Origin of the sequence: Amycolatopsis sp. NBC_00345 (assembly GCF_036116635.1) — a bacterium.
Taxonomy (GTDB): Bacteria; Actinomycetota; Actinomycetes; order Mycobacteriales; family Pseudonocardiaceae; genus Amycolatopsis.
The window spans coordinates 6628254-6646099 of record NZ_CP107995.1 but is presented as its reverse complement, the minus strand read 5'-3'; the positions used below and the strand labels follow the sequence as shown (position 1 = coordinate 6646099).

At 71.8% G+C, this 17846-nt stretch carries 14 protein-coding genes; 7 read left to right on the top strand and 7 right to left on the bottom strand.

Translation table 11 applies throughout. The features are described from left to right. Nucleotides 1-101 precede the first annotated feature (101 nt). The 5 genes from OG943_RS29700 (at nt 102) to OG943_RS29680 (ending at nt 5519) form a co-directional block, all read left to right on the top strand. Nucleotides 102-1529, top strand: coding sequence for a hypothetical protein (locus tag OG943_RS29700; RefSeq protein ID WP_442874815.1), 1428 nt, complete (start codon nt 102-104; stop codon nt 1527-1529). Between the two features lie 263 nt (nt 1530-1792). Further along, nucleotides 1793-2344, top strand: a complete 552-nt coding sequence (locus OG943_RS29695) for a hypothetical protein (protein ID WP_328604222.1) — start codon at nt 1793-1795, stop codon at nt 2342-2344. Between the two features lie 73 nt (nt 2345-2417). Beyond that, entirely contained in the window at nt 2418-3233 is an 816-nt protein-coding gene (locus tag OG943_RS29690; RefSeq protein WP_328604221.1) for a hypothetical protein, read from the top strand. A 19-nt stretch (nt 3234-3252) separates the two neighbouring features. Then, nucleotides 3253-4311, top strand: a complete 1059-nt coding sequence (locus OG943_RS29685; protein WP_328604220.1) for a proline-rich domain-containing protein — start codon at nt 3253-3255, stop codon at nt 4309-4311. Between the two features lie 50 nt (nt 4312-4361). Next, the gene (locus tag OG943_RS29680; RefSeq protein WP_328604219.1) at nt 4362-5519 is read left to right on the top strand and encodes a cystathionine gamma-synthase; all 1158 of its coding nucleotides are present in this window, start codon (nt 4362-4364) and stop codon (nt 5517-5519) included. A gap of 114 nt (nt 5520-5633) precedes the next feature. Here OG943_RS29680 and OG943_RS29675 read toward each other — a convergent pair whose 3' ends face one another. Further along, complete coding sequence (locus tag OG943_RS29675; RefSeq protein WP_328604218.1) at nt 5634-5936, bottom strand: hypothetical protein; 303 nt, start codon at nt 5934-5936, stop codon at nt 5634-5636. A gap of 95 nt (nt 5937-6031) precedes the next feature. Between OG943_RS29675 and ilvA the strand changes: the two genes are divergently transcribed. Further along, nucleotides 6032-7234 (top strand): threonine ammonia-lyase, encoded by a 1203-nt coding sequence (gene ilvA, locus OG943_RS29670; RefSeq protein ID WP_328604217.1) that lies wholly within the window; start codon nt 6032-6034, stop codon nt 7232-7234. 7 nt (nt 7235-7241) lie between these two features. On the opposite strand, the gene OG943_RS29665 is transcribed toward ilvA, so the two are convergent. From OG943_RS29665 to hppD, 6 genes are all read right to left on the bottom strand, one after another. After that, the gene (locus OG943_RS29665; protein WP_328604216.1) at nt 7242-8234 is read right to left on the bottom strand and encodes a ferredoxin; all 993 of its coding nucleotides are present in this window, start codon (nt 8232-8234) and stop codon (nt 7242-7244) included. A gap of 9 nt (nt 8235-8243) precedes the next feature. After that, the gene (locus OG943_RS29660) at nt 8244-9809 is read right to left on the bottom strand and encodes a TNT domain-containing protein (protein WP_328604215.1); all 1566 of its coding nucleotides are present in this window, start codon (nt 9807-9809) and stop codon (nt 8244-8246) included. A gap of 36 nt (nt 9810-9845) precedes the next feature. Beyond that, on the bottom strand, nt 9846-14885 hold the full coding sequence (locus OG943_RS29655; RefSeq protein WP_328604214.1) for a DNA/RNA non-specific endonuclease: 5040 nt from the start codon (nt 14883-14885) through the stop codon (nt 9846-9848). After that, nucleotides 14885-15190: a type VII secretion target gene (locus tag OG943_RS29650; protein ID WP_328604213.1), complete on the bottom strand. Its 306-nt coding sequence runs from the start codon at nt 15188-15190 to the stop codon at nt 14885-14887. Before OG943_RS29650 ends, OG943_RS29655 begins: the two co-directional genes overlap by 1 nt. A 42-nt stretch (nt 15191-15232) precedes the next feature. After that, nucleotides 15233-15787 (bottom strand): YbaB/EbfC family nucleoid-associated protein, encoded by a 555-nt coding sequence (locus OG943_RS29645; protein WP_328604212.1) that lies wholly within the window; start codon nt 15785-15787, stop codon nt 15233-15235. Nucleotides 15788-16050: 263 nt separating this feature from the next. Next, nucleotides 16051-17250 (bottom strand): 4-hydroxyphenylpyruvate dioxygenase, encoded by a 1200-nt coding sequence (gene hppD, locus OG943_RS29640; RefSeq protein ID WP_328604211.1) that lies wholly within the window; start codon nt 17248-17250, stop codon nt 16051-16053. A 121-nt stretch (nt 17251-17371) separates the two neighbouring features. Here hppD and OG943_RS29635 point away from each other — a divergent pair, with 121 nt between their 5' ends. Next, nucleotides 17372-17842 carry an Lrp/AsnC family transcriptional regulator gene (locus tag OG943_RS29635; RefSeq protein WP_328604210.1) on the top strand — a complete coding sequence of 157 codons (471 nt, stop codon included), beginning with the start codon at nt 17372-17374 and terminating at the stop codon, nt 17840-17842. Nucleotides 17843-17846: the final 4 nt, after the last annotated feature.

Here is a 17846-nt window from a genome sequence, read left to right as displayed (position 1 = left end):
CGAACCAGCCCTGGGACGGCGGCCAGCAGCCGCCGCAGGGCCCACCGAGTGGTCCCACACCTCAGCAGGACAGTCCGTTCGGCACGTCGGAGCCGACGCAGGTGGTCCAGCCGGGCCAGCCGCAGCCCTCCTACGGCGGGGGTGCTTTCGGCGAGACGCCGGAGCCGACCCAGGTCGTGCAGCCGGGCGGTGGCCAGCCGGGTGACGCGAACGCGACGCAGATGGTCAACCCCATGGCCGACGGCGGTGCCGAGGCGACGCAGATGGTCGCGCCCAGCCAGCAGCCGCCGGCCATTCCGTACGCCCCGCCGCCGAGCGCGGCCGACAACCCCGCCGCGGTCGGCGGTTACGGCCAGCCGGGCGGGTACGGCCAGCCTGGCCAGCCGTTCGGTCAGCCGGGTCAGCCGGGTCAGCCCGGTGACCCGCAGGGTGCGTTCGGCCAGCCCGGTCAGCAGCCCCAGGGCTTCGGCGCCCCGGGCGGCTTCGGCCAGCCGCCGCAGGGTGCGTTCGGCCAGCAGCCCCCGGGCTTCGGCCAGCCGCCCGCGTTCGGCGGTGCCCCGGCGGGCGGTGCCGGCGGCGCCGGCCTGTTCGGCTACATCGCCGGCGGGGTCACGGCCGTCCTCGCGCTGGTGGCGCTGATCATCTCGTTCAGCTACCTCGGCGACGCCAGCGACTACTCGAAGGCCCTCGACGGCGTGCCGCAGGACACCGTCAACAAGGCACTGGACGCCGCGGGGCTCGCCAGCCCGGGCACCGTGATGCTCTACGTCATCCTGATCCTGGTCGCCTCGGTCATCGGCCTTGTCGGCGGCGTCGGCCTCGCCCTCGCGGGCAAGCTCGGCGGCCTCAAGAAGATCGTGCCCATCGTGGTCGCGGCCGGCGGTCTGATCCTCGGGGTGTTCTCGGTCCTGCTGCTCAACGGGACCACGGTGAGCAGCTCCTACCTCAAGCAGATGCAGGCGGCCGGGAGCGGTAGCAGCGGTCCCACCAGCACCGCGGGCCTGCCGACGCTCATCTTCGGCATCGTGATCCTCGTGGTCGGCGTGCTCGGCCTCATCCCGGTGACCGCCAAGTTCGTCGGCCTCGGCGGCGACGCCGGCCCGCAGCAGCCGGGCGGCTTCGGCGGCCCGGGCCAGGGCGGTTTCGGCCAGCCGCAGCCGGGCCAGTTCGGCCAGCCCGGTGCGTTCGGCGACCCGGGTCAGCAGGGTTTCGGCCAGCCGGGCCAGCAGCCGGGTCAGCCGGGTCAGTTCGGCCAGCCTGGCGGCCCGAACCCGAACAGCGGCGGCTTCGGCCAGCCCGGCTTCGGTCAGCCGCAGCAGCCCCCGCCGGGGTACGGCCAGCCGGGCAGCGGCGGGTTCCCGCAGCCGGGCCAGCCGCCGCAGCCGGGCGGTTACGGCCAGCAGCCCCCGCCGGGCTACGGCCCGCCGCCGGGCTACGGTCCGCCCCCGGGACAGCAGCCGCCGCCGGGTTACGGCCCGCCGCCCGGTCAGCCGGGCGGGTACGGCCAGCCGCCGCAGCAGCAGTGGTGAGTGGCTGACATTCCGTGGCCGAAGGGCCCCTTCAGCGCAGATAACGCGCCGAAGGGGCCCTTCGCCGTTCGCAGCCATTATTCGCGAGGAATTGAGAAATGCGGTTTTTCGGTAACGTTCCGGGATATCGATCTTGAACCATTCCGGCGGCGGGCAGGTACGGGCAGGGCTTCTTCATTCCTTCTCCATTTCCGGTACATGCGCGCGTTTTCCGGGCTATGGTGGGCGCCGTCGTTCCGGTGCGAGCTGATGGGGGAGCAGGAGTGGGTGGCCCGTACGGATACCCAGCGCAGCCGCCGGAGCCCAGCGACCCGGCGACGGACGGCCCGATCCGCCGTCCGTCCGGGGCCACGGCCGTCATCGCCGCGTTGCTCGGGCTGGCCGCTGCCGCTGTCGCCGGCTACATCCCCGTCACGGTGTTCATCGGCATCCCGTCCGGCTTCAGCCTCGGCGACCTTCCTATGTGGACACTCGTGGACCTCGGCGCGTACCTCGGCGCCGGACTGGTCCTCCTGCTCGGCGCGCTTGGGACGATCTTCCGCGCGACCGCGGGCGCGGTTCTGCTGATCCTCGGCGCACTGCTCGCGATCGGCGCGCTCCTCGTCGAGTCGTCGCTGGTGAGTGGCGGCGGGTTCGAGGCCTATTTCCGGACGGTGTTCGGGCTGCACGGCGCGGCCGGCACGGGCCGGGCCGCGCTGGTGGTGCTCGCGCCGCTCGTGCTGGTCCTCTCGGCGCTGCCGCCGACCTTCTCCTACCTCCGTTATCGGACACCGGTGGCGCGGCCGTACGGGGCGCACTCGCCGGGACAGTGGTGATTTTCGCCCCGAAGCGGGCCCCGACCTGGCACGATGATCCCCGACACCGCCCGCCGGATCCCGAGGACTCCCCGTGACCTACCCCCAGAACCCAGGACCGCAGAACCCTGGACCCCAGAACCCGGGGCAGCAGCCGTATCCGGGACAGCCGTATCCGGCGCAGCAACAGCAGCCGTACCCGGGCCAGTCGAGCCAGCCTTTCCCTGCGCAGCAACAGCAGCCGTATCCGGGACAGCCGAGTCAGCCTTTCCCCGCGCAGCAGCAGCAACCGTACGGGCAGCCGCAGCAGCAGTCGTACGGCCAGCCGAGCCAGCCGTTCGGCGCGCAGCAGCCGCAGCCCTACGGCCAGCCGTTCCCGGCCTACCCGGGCGGCCCCGGCTCGATCCAGCCGCCCAAGCCGGGCGGCGGCACCGCCATCACCGCCGCCGTGCTGGCGATCCTCGGCGGCATCGTCTCGCTGATCAGCGTGATCGCCTCCGTCACGATCATCGTCAGCGTCTCCGGCCAGTTCCTCATCCTCGGCATCGTGTCGCTGGTGGTGAACCTGGCGCTGGCCGGGCTGCTGCTCTTCGGCGCGATCACGCTGATCATGCACAAGCCCATCGGCCGGATGTGCGTGATGATCGGCTGTGGTCTGGCGATCGCGTACACCGCGATCTCGTTGATCCTCACCTTGGTCGGCACCAGGGGCTTCAGCTCGGGCACGGTCGCCGTGACCTACGGCTCGTTCGGCTCGATCCTCTCGATCGTGCCGCCGGTGGCCACTTTGATCCTGGTGATCGTGAAGCCGACCGCGCTGTGGGTCGGCCTCGGCAGCCCGAACCAGGGGATCCAGCAGTACCCGGGTGGGTACTCTCCGCAGCAGGGAGGCGGCCCGCAGGGCTGGTGATCGCTGCGAGGGGGATTCTTTGACGTACGGCTATCAGCCGCGCCGTCGTGGCGCGGGCGCGACCGGGACCATGACGGCGTTGCTCGGCTTCGGCATGGGCGGGGTCGCGGTGTCGGTGCCGATCGTGCTGCTCGCGAAGCTCCGGTCCGGCGCCGCGCTGCCCGGCGGCGCGGTGACCGTGCTCGTGCTGTTCGCCTTGGCCGGCCTGGTATTCCTCGCCGGGGCCGTGACGACGTTCCTCCGGCCGGCGGGCGGGCTGGTCCTGCTGATCGTCGGCGGAGTGCTCGCGGTGGCGCTGGGGCTTCTGGAACCGGTACTGCTCCGGGTGCCGTTCGGGAGGTTCGTCGAACGGTCCTTCGAGTTCCGCCTCGACGGCGCGTACGGCACGGTCGGCTGCCTCACGCTGGCGCCGCTGGTGCTGTTGCTGGCCGTGGTGGGGCTGATCGTCCGGGCCGTCCACGGCAAACACGACCGGGCCGTGGCTGCGGGGCAACGCGCGCCGCGCCAGTCCCGGCTGCGGATGGTGATTGCTGCCAACCCTGCGCTGAACCGCTTGCTCACCACCGTGGTGCTGGTGGCGCTCGGCGTCACCGGGATCCTGATCACGCTCTTCTCGATGAGCGATTGGCGCGACGGCAACGGGATGGTCGCGCTGGTCGTCGAGTTCGCCTGCTGGCTGTTCGTGGCCGGGGCGGGGGTGGCGCTGCTCGGCGGGCAGCGCTTCGGCGGCTGGCTGGCGATCGGGGCGGCGACGCTGGCGTTCGTGAACGCGGCGATCGAGGCGCTGGGCCACGGCTGGGACGTCTGGCCGGAGCTGGCGGCCGCACTGGTCACCGGCGTCGTCGGCGGGCTGCTGGTGCGGCCGAAGCGGGCCGCGGGCGCGGCGTCGCCGGGCTTCGCTGGGCCGCCGTCGTATCAGGGCGGGCCTCCCGCACTTCCGTACCAAGGCGGACCCGCGGCGGCTCCGTACCAAGGCGGACCGCCCGCCCCTCCGTATCAAGGCGCGCCTCCCGCTTTTCCGCACCAGAGCGACCCCTCCGCCCCTCCGTACCAGGGCGGACCTCCCGGCCGCTGGTGAGTTCAGTCCCACCTGGCGGGATTGTCAGGGGTGGGCCGTACCCTGGTGGCATGGTCGACGACTACTCCGTTCTGGGCTTCGAAACACGTGCGATCCACGCGGGGCAGGAGCCCGATCCGCGCACCGGCGCGGTCATCGTGCCGATTTACCAGACTTCGACTTACGCGCAGGACGGCGTCGGCGGCACGCGTGAGGGCGACTACGAGTACTCCCGCACGGCGAACCCCACGCGCACCGCGCTGGAGCAGGCGCTCGCGGCCCTGGAGGGCGCGCGCCACACGCTCGCGTTCGCCTCCGGCATGGCGGCGTCCGACGCGGTGCTGCGCACCGTGCTGCGCCCGGGTGACCACCTGGTGCTGGGCAACGACGCGTACGGCGGCACGTTCCGGCTGATCGACAAGGTGCTGAGCCTGTGGGGCATCGAGCACACCGTGGCCGACCTGTCGAAGGTCGACGAGGTGCGCGCCGCGATCCGCCCCGAGACCAAGCTGATCTGGTGCGAGTCGCCCACGAACCCGCTGCTGGGCGTCGCCGACATCGCGGCGCTGGCCGGCGTGGCGCACGACGCGGGCGCGCGGCTGGTCGTCGACAACACGTTCGCGACGCCGTACCTGCAGACTCCGCTGGCCCTGGGCGCGGACATCGTCGTGCACTCCACCACCAAGTACCTGGGCGGCCACTCCGACGTCGTCGGCGGCGCGGTCGTCACCAACGAGGACGACCTGCGTGAGCAGCTGTTCTACCTGCGCAACGCGGCCGGCGCGGTGCCCGGCCCGTTCGACGCCTGGCTGACCCTGCGCGGGATCAAGACGCTCGCCCTGCGGATGGAGCGTCACAGCGACAACGCCGAGCTGATCACGCAGACGCTCGCGAAGCATCCGAAGGTCTCCAAGGTCTACTACCCGGGCCTGCACGAGCACCCGGGCCACGAGGCGGCGGCCAAGCAGATGCGCCGCTTCGGCGGCATGGTGTCGTTCCGCCACGCGGACGGCGAGGAGGCGGCCCTGGAGGTCGCGTCGCGCACCAAGCTGTTCATCCTGGCCGAGTCCCTCGGCGGCATCGAGTCGCTGATCGAGCATCCGGGCCGGATGACCCACGCCAGCACGGCCGGCTCCACCCTCCAGGTCCCGGCCGACCTGCTCCGCCTCTCCGTCGGCATCGAGGACGGCCGCGACCTGGTCGCGGACCTCAACGCCGCACTGGGCTGAGCCCTGCCGCCAACGAAGAACCCCGCGTCTCCGGTGGAGGCGCGGGGTTTCTGCTGACTGGGACTCGTGAGTGGCTATGCCGGTTAGAACCGTCCTAGACACTCACGAGGGGGCTCAGGGACGGTAGCTGCTGGGCAGCGGGTGGGCGTTGCGCACCGAGGAGTGGTGCGCGGCCGCCTCCTGGTCGGGTGAGGCCGGGGACAGCTCGGAGCCGTCCACGCAGCCGCCGACCAGCTCGACGTGGTTGTCGTGGCGGATGTACTGCGCCGGGCCGCCGCAGCCGGCCGCGTCCACGGTGAAGAAGGCCGCGCCGGTGAGGGCGACCGCGGAGACGACGCCGATCACGAGGGGCAGCAGACTGGCCGAACGGGTCGCGCCCAGACGCCGGACGTTCGGCGCGTCGCTCTCGGCGGCCATAGTCGCACTCCCTGATCACGTGTGGTTGCTGTTATCAGCGTACCGGTCCCCCGTCTGGTGCACCCCGGCCATAGGTGGGTGGCATCATCGCGACCATGGAACTGGTCAGCCTCGAGCGCGTCCAGGAGGCCCGCAAGCTCCTGGAGGGCATCACGCGCCTCACCCCGATGGAACACGCGCGCGACCTGCGGCGGCTCCACGGCGGCCCGGTGTACCTCAAGTGCGAGAACTTGCAGCGCACCGGCTCGTTCAAGATCCGCGGCGCGTACACGCGCATTCACGGCCTGAGTGCGGAGGAGCGCGCCCGCGGCGTCGTCGCGGCCAGCGCCGGCAACCACGCCCAGGGCGTCGCGCTGGCGTCTTCGCTGCTGGGGATCTCCTCGACGGTCTTCATGCCGCTGCGCGCGCCGCTGCCGAAGCTGGCCGCGACCCGCAGTTATGGCGCCGACGTGCACCTGTTCGGCGCCGTGCTGGAGGAGACGCTCGCCGAGGCGATCGCCTTCTCCGAGCGCACCGGCGCGGTGTTCATTCATCCGTTCGACCACGCCGACGTGATCGCCGGGCAGGGCACCGTCGGCCTGGAGATCCTGGAGCAGGTGCCCGGCGCGAAGACGATCCTCGTCGCGACGGGCGGTGGCGGCCTGGTGGGCGGCGTCGCGTCCGCGGTGAAGGCGCTGCGCCCGGACGTACGCGTGGTCGGCGTGCAGGCCGAGGACGCCGCCGCGTTCCCGCCGTCGCTGGCCGCCGGGGCGCCCGTGCGGCTGAGCGAGCTGCACACGATGGCCGACGGGATCGCCGTCGGCCAGCCGGGGCCGGTCAGCTACGCGCATGTCTCCTCGCTGGTGGACGACATCGTCACGGTCACCGAGGAGTCGCTGTCACGCGCTGTGCTGCTGTGCCTGGAGCGGCGGAAGCTGGTGGTCGAGCCGGCCGGCGCCGCGACGGTGGCCGCGCTGCTGCAGCACCCGGGCGCCTTCGAGCCGCCGGTGGTCGCGATCCTGTCCGGCGGCAACGTCGACCCCGTACTGCTCCAGCAGATCATCCAGCACGGCATGACGGCCGGCGGCCGTTACCTCAAGCTGCACCTGCGCGTGCCGGACCGGCCGGGCTCGCTCGTCTCCGTGCTCAGCTGTGTGAAGGACATGGGCGCGAACGTGCTCGACGTCGAGCACTCCCGCATCTCGGGCAGCCTCGCCCTGGGTGAGGTCGACGTCGCGCTGGCGCTGGAAACCCGCGGCCCCGAGCACTGCAAGGACGTGGAAGCCGCCCTCGCGGACGCGGGGTTCACCATCGTCTGACTTCGTCCTAAGTGGATGGTTGCCCGGTGACCGAGGCCAGCGCCAGTTCCCGCGCCGGCTCGCCGACTTCCGGGACGGCGAAGCGGTGCCCGCGAATGTGGGTCAGCAGCTCGGGATCCGGCGCGATTTCGTGCTCGCGCAGGTAATACGCGACGGCGCCGGGCCAGGCCCAGCTGCCGTCGGTCCGGAAGGTCAGCGGCACGACGTCGGCGCGCGACGGGTCGAACGCGTCGGCGCCGTAACTGCGCGACGCCAGCACCGCGGGCGCCGTCTCCAGGTATGCGAGCACGCGTTCGCGCTCCTCGGCCGAAAGGCGCTCGCGCGAGACCACGGGCCGTCCGGCCTCGTCGAGCCCGTCGTAAACCCGCGGTGTCCGGATGCCGGCGGCGGTTTCGGCCGGTGGGCTCGCCACTGCCGGGGGCGGGCTCACGGCTCCTGACGCCGGCTGCGGTGAACTGGCCGGCGGTGGCACGGCATCTCCGGGCGCTCCAGCAGCCGGCGGCGTCGCCCCGCCATCGGCAGGGGGAGCCGCCCCGGTAACCGCAGGCGTCGCGCCCAGCGGTGGCAGCCCGGCCCGCGCCCGCAGCCAGGCCGGCACGTGCTGGTCGGCCCGGGGGAAGAACCGCAGCTCGTCCTGGAAACCGATCGGCGGGGGCGGGCGCCGCCAGGACGGCTCGCGGTCGAGCACGAAGTCGGCCTGGGCGCCGCGCGCGGGGTCGAAGGCCAGCGACGCGGCGAGCCAGGTGCCGGTGCCGGGCCGGTACATGCCCGACCGCAGCTCGCCCAGCCGGGCGACGACCTCCGGCGGTGTCGGCACCGGCCGCACCGCGCCGTCCGGCGTCGTGACGTGCACGTCGCACTCGACGTGGCGGCCCGCGGCGCGATAGTCGACCCGGAGCAGGCGCCAGCCCGGCGGGACCAGCCCCGCCAGCCCGCGCCCGATCCCGGCGACGATCGCCTGCTGCTGCTCCGGCCCCAGCGGTGCCGGTGGTGTGGTCATCCCGTCCCCCTAGCCCTGCGCGGGCGGGCTGGTGGTCGGCCGTTCGACCGGCTCGAGCGAGCCGTCGGCGAGCAGGTCGGCCACCGAGCGCTCCAGCACGTACGCGGTGCCGCCGCCCGCCTCGTCGTACCAGGCGATCGGCGAGCCGACGATCCCGCGGACCGGGCGGCGCAGCCGGTACACGTGGTACTCGCGATCGCGGACGTTCGACGGCTGCGAACGGTATGTCCACTCGGTACCCGCGGCGTACAGCGTGTTGCCATCCGGGTCGCCGTAACGGTCCATCTCGGTGCCCGGCGGCAGGGTGACGATCCGCTTGCCGCCGTAGATCTGCAGCCCCGCGTCGCCGCCGAGCGGCTGGATCGGCCACGCGTCGGTGGGCCGCTTGGCGTCCGGCGCCAGCTCGTCCCGGAACGCGGACCGGTTCAGGTACAGGTGCCCGACGAAGTACCGCACCGCCTGCTGCACGGTGGCGAATTCCGCGCCCTCGAAGCGTTCCTCGCCCACTGCGAGGAAGACCGCCCAGCTGTCCTCTTCGGACACCAGGCACCAGGCCCCGTCGGCGACCTCGCCGATCCGGTAACGGGCGGGGTCGAGTCCCAGCTCCGCGGCCGCGTCCTCGGCCGCGCGCAGCGCCTCGGTCTCGGCCGTTTTCGGGTCGGCCGAGCCGCTCAGCGTCGCCGCGCCCACCGCGCCGACGCGCTCGGCGAACCACTCCGGCAGGTTCCCGCCCGTCCGGGGGAACAGCTCCAGCTCGCGCGCGAACGCCGCGGCCGGCGGAGCCGCGTCCCAGGACGGCTCGGAGTCCCACACGTAGGCGAACTCCGCGTGGGAGCCGGTGTCGATCGTCGCGCCGGCTTGCAGCCAGGTGCCGCGGCCCTCCCGGTACATCCCGGCGCGCAGCTTCGCCAGCAGCTCGGCGACCTCGGCGGGCGGCTCCCACAGGTAGAGGCCGCCGTCGGTGGCCCGCCGCACCATCACGGGCAGCTCGACGTGGTCCCCGACGGCGCGGTAGGTCAGGAGCACCTGCTGCCAGTCGGCCGGCACGGTCATCACGACGCGGTTCGCGAGGTCCATCCAGATCTGGTTCTGCGCCTCGGGGCCGAGCGGCAGCTCCACCACCTCGGGCGGCGCCGGCGGGACCTCCGCTCCCGCCTCGGCGAGCTTTTCCCGCAGCCAAGGCGGAATGTGGAACGCGTCGCGGGGGTACCGCTCAAGGTCGCGCGGCCAGGCGGAGACGTCGATGCCCGGGTTCCAGTCCGGGTCCCAGTCCAGGTTGTACAGCGAGCGGATCTTGCCCGGCGCGTCGAGCAGGTACCGCATCGAGAACCAGGTGCCTTCGCCCTCGACGTAATAGGCCTCGCGGATGCCGAGCACCGCCCGCGTCGCCGCTTCCGGGATCTCGACGACGGCCTGGCTGCCGTCGGCCATCAGCACGGTGAGCGTGAAGTCCTGCACTTCGGCGGTGACGCGGCTGAACAACTCGATTCGCCGCCATCCCTCCGGGGCCGCGTCGACGAGTGCGTAACCCACCTCTTGAGTGAGGTCTCGCCACTGGTCGTGGTCACGTGCCATCGGAGCTTTTCCCTTCTACCGCAGGCTTTTCCAGGTTCATGACTGGCCCGCCGGCCCGTTGCCGAAGCTGCGCATGTGCACGCCGGTGATGTTGCCCGCCTGATCGGTCTCGACCCAGCGTACCTGGATGGTGTGCGGCACCCGCTCGCCCGGATTGCGCAGCGGGAACACGTCCATGCCCTGGATCTTGCCGCCCGCCTTGAGGTGGTTCGCGAGGTCGGTTTCGAACGCCTTCCAGTGGGCCTCCGTGCCGGCCTGGCCCTTCCAGCCCTGGTTCTGCGGGCGCCACTGGGTCATCATGTTCACCAGTTCACCCGGGCCGGTGAACTGGTTGCCCGCGATGTGCCCACCGTCGTACTTGCCGGTGGTGGCCAGGGAATTGGACTTGTCCTGCGAGGGGCCGTCGCGCCGGGACAGTTCGCTCTCGTCGGCGCGGGTCAGGTCGTCGGCACGCCCCTGCACGGTGTCCACGCCGCCGTGCTCGGTCACGCCGGTCTGGTAGGTGAACCGGCCGTGGTCCACGTCGTAGACCATGTTCGGGCCCGGGTTGATGAGGTCCGGGTGGTGCGGCCGGTAGGTCTCGATGGCCGCGATGCGCCCGTTCTCGTCGGTCCAGACCATCGTGCGCGGGTGGGTGGTGGTTTTGCCGCCGTCCTTGAAATCGCTGCTGACGACGTACTTGGAATTCGGCTCGAGCTTCGGCTCACCCGCGTACGGGTGACCCTCGGGGTGCCTCGGCACGGTGTCGTCGAGGAACGGTTTGTTCGTGGGCCGCTTGACATCGTGCCGCTGGGCGTCCTTGAAGCGCTCCGGATGGTCGACGTTGGGCGGCGCTTTGCCGTCCGGGTTGATCTTCTGCTGCGCGTGCACCTTGACGTCGGGCGGCAGGTGGCTGCTGCCGGGCTCGGGCAGGTCGGGGTTGGTGCGCCCGACGCGGCCCGATTCGACCGACGCCCAGCGGACGTTGCCGTCGGCGTCGGTGTGGAACGTGCCGCGATGCACGCCGGCCGCGTCGGTGACGTCGTACTCCCGGTGCGGTTCGTACGGGCCACCGCTCTGGAAGGAGTCCCCGGCCTTGGGCGCGTGCGGGTGGTCGTGGCCGATGGTCACGGGGTCGCCCTCGAAGTCCGGGCGGTGGTACTCCGCGGACGGATGCGGCACGCCGTCGGCATCGGTGGTGAACGTCTGGTGGTGGCCGTCGATCTCCACCCGGTAGGTGGTGTCGGGGTGCGGGTGGGTGACGTCGGGATTCGGGTGGTAGCCGGGATTCGGCGCGTTGCGGACGCGGGGCGGTTCGTTCGGGTGCGACGTGTCGATGTGCGTCACCCGGCCGTGCTCGTCGGTGTGGTAGCTGCCGCGCGGGTTCCCGTCGGCGTCGTGCACGCGGTATTCGTGGTTGGCTTCCAGCTTCTGGTCGCCGGGGAACCGCTCGCCCGCTCGCGGCGGGGTGGGGCTGTCGGGGTGGGGGTTCGGGCCGCCCACGTCCGTCGGGCTGCCGTGCGAGGACGGGGCGAAGTCGGTGACGTCCTGCGGGTGCTGCCGCACCTCGGCCTGCCGGACGGGGTCGAGCAGCTCCGCCTCCTGCTGCCGGGAGTCGGGGTTGTTGTCCTTCGGGACGGGGCGATCGTCCGGGTCGGCTTCGGGAGACGGCTCGTTGTGGGTGTCGTCGCCCGAGTGGTGCTGTTGCTGTTGTGGTTGGTGCTGTTGTGTGTCGGCGCTGTCGTGGTCGGCGTCCACGGACGGCTCGTCCGACCCGTCGGCCCGGTCGGCGCTGTCGGCCCCGTCGGTCCCGTCGCCGCGGTGGCGCGAGCTGTCTGCGTCGACCTCGTGCGGGTCGCTGTGGGGTTGATCGCCGTGGCGGGTCTCCGGCGCGAAGCCGTCGTCGCCGACGTGGTGCGACGTGCCGTCCGGACGGTGCACGGACCACTCGCCGTCCGGCGGGATCCGCGGCCGCATCCGTCCGTCCGGGCCGATCTCGTAGTCGGACGAGAAGACGCGGCCGTTCGAGTCGGTCCACGCCGGTTTGCTCGGCGCCATCACCTCGGTGTCCAGCTCGCGCGAGAGCCGGTGGGCGAAGTCGTTGGACCCGGCGTCGCACCCGATCAGGCGAATGGGCCTGCCGTCGTAGTCCGCGTTGCGGCGCAGGACGTCCGCGAATTCCTCCGGCGTGTAGAGCCGATCGCCGATGCGCGCGTGCCCGTCCGGCGTCACGTGCACGTCCGCGGTGAACCGCCCGTCCGGATCCGGCTGGACGCGGTGGGGCAGGTCGCCCATGTCCGCGTCGCCGCGGTGGTAGGAGCTGCCGGCGGGGGTGCTCTCGGAGTGGTGCTGGTTGACCTCGTCGGGGGTCAGGGGGTCGTTGTGGTGGGCCGGGGTGTCTTGGTTTGGGTTGTCGTGGTTAGGGGTGTCGTGGCTTGGGTCGTTGTGGTGGTCGGCCGGTGGGTTGTCGTGCTGCGGGTTGTCTTGGCGCGGGGTGTCGTGATGGGGACTGTCGTGATCGGGGGTGTCACGGTGTGGCGCGCCCGAGGCGTCATGGCGTGGGGTGGTTGCGGCATCACGGTGAGGCGTGCCTGTGGTGTCACGACGGGGAGTGCCACCATCGGGTGTCCGATGTGGACCTTCGGGGCCGGAGTGCCCAGGACGGGTATTGCCGGGACCGTTGCCACCGCCGGGATGCGTGCCGGGCCGCTGGGTGCCCGGCTGGGTCGCGGTGCCCTGCGACCCGCGCGCCACGGGTTCCGGCGCGTCGCCCGGCCGCCGCGGCCCAGGACCGTTGGCATCGCCCGCCTGCTGGGGACTGCGGGTGGTGTCACCGGGTCGTTGGGGCCCGGCGGCTTGGGGATCAGTGGTGCCGGGACGTTGCGGGTTGTTGGCGGCGGGGTCTCCCGCGCGCTGAGGGTTGCTGGAGTTGGGGTCGCCGGGGCGTTGTGGTCCGCGGGTGTCGGGGCCGCTGGGGCGCTGGGGTCCGCGGGCGTTGGGGTCGGTGTCGCCGGGGCGGCGTTGGCTGGGGACGGAGCGGTCGGGACCCGGGCGTCCGGTGGACGAGTCCGGGGTGTGCGGAGTGCGCGCGCCGGGGCTGCCGGGCGTGCCGGTCCAACCGCCGCCGGAGCCGGGGCGGGCGCTGGGGGTAACGCCGCCAGGAGTGCCGGACGGGGAGCCGCCCGGAGTACCGCCACCGGGCGGCATCGAGCCTCCGGCCGGCGGTTGTCCTTGCTGTGGCGTGGATCCACCCGGTGAGTCACCACTGGGCGGGGCCGGGGCGCCGGTCGTGGGCTCGTTCGCGCGGGACGGCGCGTAACCACTAGCCGACGTCGAGCTGTCACCCGGACGCGAAGCACCACTCGGGCCGTCCCCGCTCGCGTGGGTCGCGGAACCGCCGCCACCACCGGAATGGGATGACGCACCGCCGCCGCCTGCGTGGGGTGCGGAGCCGCCGCCCGACGGCGCGGAGCCGCCCCCGGAATGCGGCGCGGAACCCCCGCCGGACGGTGCGGAATCGCCACCGGAATGTAACGCAGAGCTGCCACCGCCCGAGTGCGGTGTGGAACCGCCGCCGGACGATGCCGAGGAGCCCCCACTGTTGGCGTGCGAGGGGGAGCCGCCGCCGTGTGACGGGGAGCCGTTTCCGTTGGCGGCGTGAGAAGAGGAGCCTCCGGACGGGGCGGAGGAGTCGCCGCCTGCCGAGTGGGAAGAGGCGCCGCCGGTGGTGTGGGACGGGGTGTTGCCGCCGCCGGACGGGCCGTTGTCGCCGCTACCCGATGGGCCGTTGTCGCCGTGGGTGCCGTTTCCCGTGGAGCGGCGGGGCGAGCTGTCACCCGAAGAGGAACTGTCCCCTGTGGACGAAGAGCCGCCGTCGCCGTCCGAGCTGCGGGAACTGCCGCCCGAGGAAGGGGAATCGCCGTCGGAGCCTGAGCGGTGGGAGTTCGAGCCGCCCGAACCGGAACCACCGGAGTCCGAGCCGCCCGAGCCGGAGCCGCTAGAGCCGCCCGAGCCTGAACCCGAGCCAGAGCCGCCCGAACCGGAGCCGTCGCCAGAGCCCGAACCCGAACCCGAGCCGCCGCCGGAGCCAGAGCCGCCGCCGGAACCTTCACCGTCGGATCCACCCGAACCAGAGCCCGAGCCTTCACCGTCGGCCCCACCAGACCCGGACCCGGAACCCTCCGAATCCCCGTCCCCGCCGCCGTGGTGCCCGCCGCCGCCCCCGCCGGAACCGCCGCGCTGCAAAAAGCCGCCGGCCTTGATGTTCTTGGTGCTGATCACGTCCAGCCCGGTGACCTTGCCGGCCAGCTTGCCGAGGATCTTGATGATCTTGGTGAAAACGTCCGCGAGCTTGCCCAGCAGCGGCGACACCCGGCGCATCGTGTCGCACAGCTTGGTGAGCAGTTCGCTGATCTTCTCGCCCCACTTGGCGATCGCCGCGACGGCCTGCGCGATCACCACCGGGGTGCCGAAGCCGAGGGAGAAGACCTCCTCCAGCACCCACGCGATCAGCTTGCCCACCAGGTCGGCGATCAGCTGCCGCACGGTCTCCCGCACGAACGCGACGACCTCGCCCATGATCATCGTGACGGTGCCGATGGCGCCGGCCACCGTCGCCGCACCGCCGATCGCCTCGGCTGCCTCCGCGGAGGACTTGCGGTACGCGTCGGCGGCGTCGCCGGTCCACTCGGCGGTGCCGGTCTTCACGGCGTTCGTCAGCTCGGTTTGCTGTTCCTGCAACGACTTCGCGACGTTGCCCCAGCTCTCGGAGTACGACTGGATCACCGGCGGGTCGCCCGCCACCGAGTCGAGCATGTCCTTCAGCGGCTGCACGTGCTCCATCAGGAACGACGCCACGGACGACAGCAGGTAGCCGAACGGGTCGATCGCCGCGCCCGCGATCTCGCCGGCGAGGCTCAGCACGCCGAGGCCGCCGGAGACCCAGTCGCCGTCCTTGATGCCGTTGAACGCGTCCATCGCGGACTCGGCGACGCCGATGCCCGTGGCGTAGCCGTAGTCCCCGTTGCCGGCGGTCAGCGGGCCGGGGCCGTCGCCGTCCTGCTCCGGCTGGACGACCAGCGGGTTCGCGTCCGCCATCAGTCACTCGCCTTCATCGAGCCCGCGACGTCACCTTCGTAGGTCTGATAGGCCTTCGCCGCGTCACGCACCTTCTGCGCCTGCGCGTCCATCGCGGTGACGGTGTCCTTCAGCGCGTTGATGCCGTACTCCTCCACCGGGTCGAGCAACATCCGGAACGGCTGGCAGAGGATGCCGTACGCGTCCGTGGGCATGCTGACCTGGTTCGCGGCGTCGACGGCCTGCTTCAGCGCGTCGCCGAGCGCGTCGAGCTGGCGGGCGTGCGCCTCGAGGTCGGTGCCGACCTCGAATCCCTTCGGTGCCATGAGTTTCGTCCCCCTTGAATGGCCGCTGAGTGGCCGCGAACGTCAGGAAAGGATCGGTCCGCCGAAGCTGTCGTCATCGTCGTCCGGCTGGGCCCGGCGGCGACGCGGTGGCGGCGGAGGCGGCGGGGCCTGCTGCCGAGGCGGCGCGGGCGGAGGCGGTGGTGGCGGCTGCTCCGTGTCGTCGGGCAGGAAGCGGCGTACGCGGTCGGGCTCCGGGGTCGAGGGCTCCTCCGGCGGGGCGGGGAACGAGCTCTTCGCCTTCTCCACCAACGCGTCCGTGGTGCCGTCGTCACCCACGGTTTCCGCCGCGGCCTGCTGCAGCAGCTCGGGAATCCGCGACTGCGCCTTCTGCACGAGCTGCATCACCTGCGCGGACACCTCGGCCATCCGCTTGCCGTTCGCGGACTCCGCGATCACCAGGTTCTTGAGCAGCCCCTTGGCATCCACGGTCACCTCGACCAGGCCGTCCTTCGACCGCTCCGTGACGGTCTGGCCCTGCACGCGCTCGGCCATCGCCTGGTAGCGCGCGGCGGTCTCCTTGAGCTGCCGCGTCCAGCCGTCCACCATCTGCTGGCTGGCGTCGATGCTGTCCGGCATCGGCCCCCCTGTCTGATTCGCTGACTTCCCCACAGTGACGGCCCCGGCGCGCCGCCGGTTCCGTTTGAGCCTGAATTGCGCCGATCGGTCCAGTTTCCCATCTCGGTCAATCGGCTCAAACAGACCATAACTGTGCACCTTGGGTGGCCGGAAGTAGCGCAAAGTAGCGAACGGCCCGCTCGCGACGAATTCGTCACGAACGGGCCGTTCGCTGCTGGGGAGCCGTGTCCCGGCGGCCGGGACGATGCTGTCCCAGGCTGGGGTCAGAGGTTCCCGCGGCGCTCCTGCTCACGTTCGATCGCCTGGAACAGGGCCTTGAAGTTGCCCTTGCCGAAGCCGAGCGAGCCGTGCCGTTCGATGAGCTCGTAGAACACCGTCGGGCGGTCGCCGATCGGCTGGGTGAAGATCTGCAGCAGGTAGCCGTCCTCGTCGCGGTCGACGAGGATCTTGTGCTCCTTCAGCGTTTCGATCGGCACCCGCACCTCGCCGATCCGCGCGCGCAGCTCCGGGTCCTCGTAGTAGGAGTCCGGCGTGTCGAGGAACTCGACGCCCGCGGCGCGCATGGCGGTGATCGTCTGGATGATGTCGTTGGTGGCGAGCGCGATGTGCTGGCAGCCCGCGCCCTCGTAGAACTCCAGGTACTCGTCGATCTGCGACTTCTTCTTCGCCACGGCCGGCTCGTTGAGCGGGAACTTGACGCGGTGGTTGCCGTTCGACACCACCTTGCTCATCAGCGCCGAGTAGTCGGTGGCGATGTCGTCGCCGATGAACTCCGCCATGTTCACGAAGCCCATCACGCGGTGGTACCAGTCGACCCAGTAGTCCATCTTGCCGAGTTCGACGTTGCCCACGCAGTGGTCCACGGCCTGGAACAGCCGCTTCGGCGCGCCCTCGGGACGCTTGACGGCGCTCTCGCGCGGCTCGTAGCCGGGCAGGTAGACGCCGGTGTACCGGGACCGGTCGATCAGCGAGTGGCGGGTCTCGCCGTACGTGGCGATCGCGGCCATCCGCACGGTGCCGTGCTCGTCGGAGACGTCGTGCGGCTCCTCGAGGATCGTCGCGCCCTCCGCGCGGGCGTGCGCCACGCACTTGTCGACGTCGGTGGTCTCCAGCGCCAGGTCGGTGACGCCGTCGCCGTGCCGGCGGTGGTGGTCGAGCAGCGGGGAATCGGGCTGCACGCCGCCGGTGATGACGAACCGCGCCGAGCCGGACTTCAGCACGAACGACTTGCGGTCGAAGTGCCCCGTCTCCGGGCCCGAGTACGCGACCAGGCGCATCCCGAACGCGACTTGGTAGAACCAGGCGGTCTGCGTCGCGTTGCCGGCGACGAACACCACCGCGTCGAGGGACTTGACCGGGAACGGGTCGGCGGTCGCGTCGTGGTCGACCAGGCCGACGAGCTGGCGGAGCTGGTCGTAGCTGACGTCGTCGAGCGCGCTCTGCGGATCCATGGTGTTGGTCATGTCAGGAAGCATCCGTCGTGAAGGGCAAGATGAGCAATGGTCACCGATTATGCTGGACAGGCTGACTAGTAGGACTCCATAGTCGAACGTCATCCTGGACAACCTGCGCAGGGAGATGACGATGCTGGACTCGCTCGACGCCCGGCTTCTGTTGCTGCTCACCGACTCGCCGCGGCTGGGCGTGCTGGAGTGCGCGCGCCGGCTCGGCGTGGCCAGGGGCACGGTGCAGGCGCGGCTCGACCGGCTGACCGAGCGCGGCGTCCTCGGTGGCTTCCCGCCGGAACTGGATCTCGCGGCGATGGGCTACAACCTCACCGCGTTCGCCGTGCTGGAGATCGCGCAGGGCAAGCGCGCCGGTGTCGCCGAGGCGCTCGCGGCCATCGACGAGGTGTGCGAGGTGCACGCGACGACCGGGCAGGGCGACCTCTTCGTCCGCCTGGTCGCGCGGGACAACGACGACCTGCAGCGGGTGATCGACGACGTGGTCGGCGTGACCGACGTCCTGCGCACGTCGACCTCGATCGCCCTGTCGACGCCGGTGCCGCCGCGCGTGCGCCCGCTGCTGGAGCGCACCGCGCGAAAAGACTCGTGAGTGT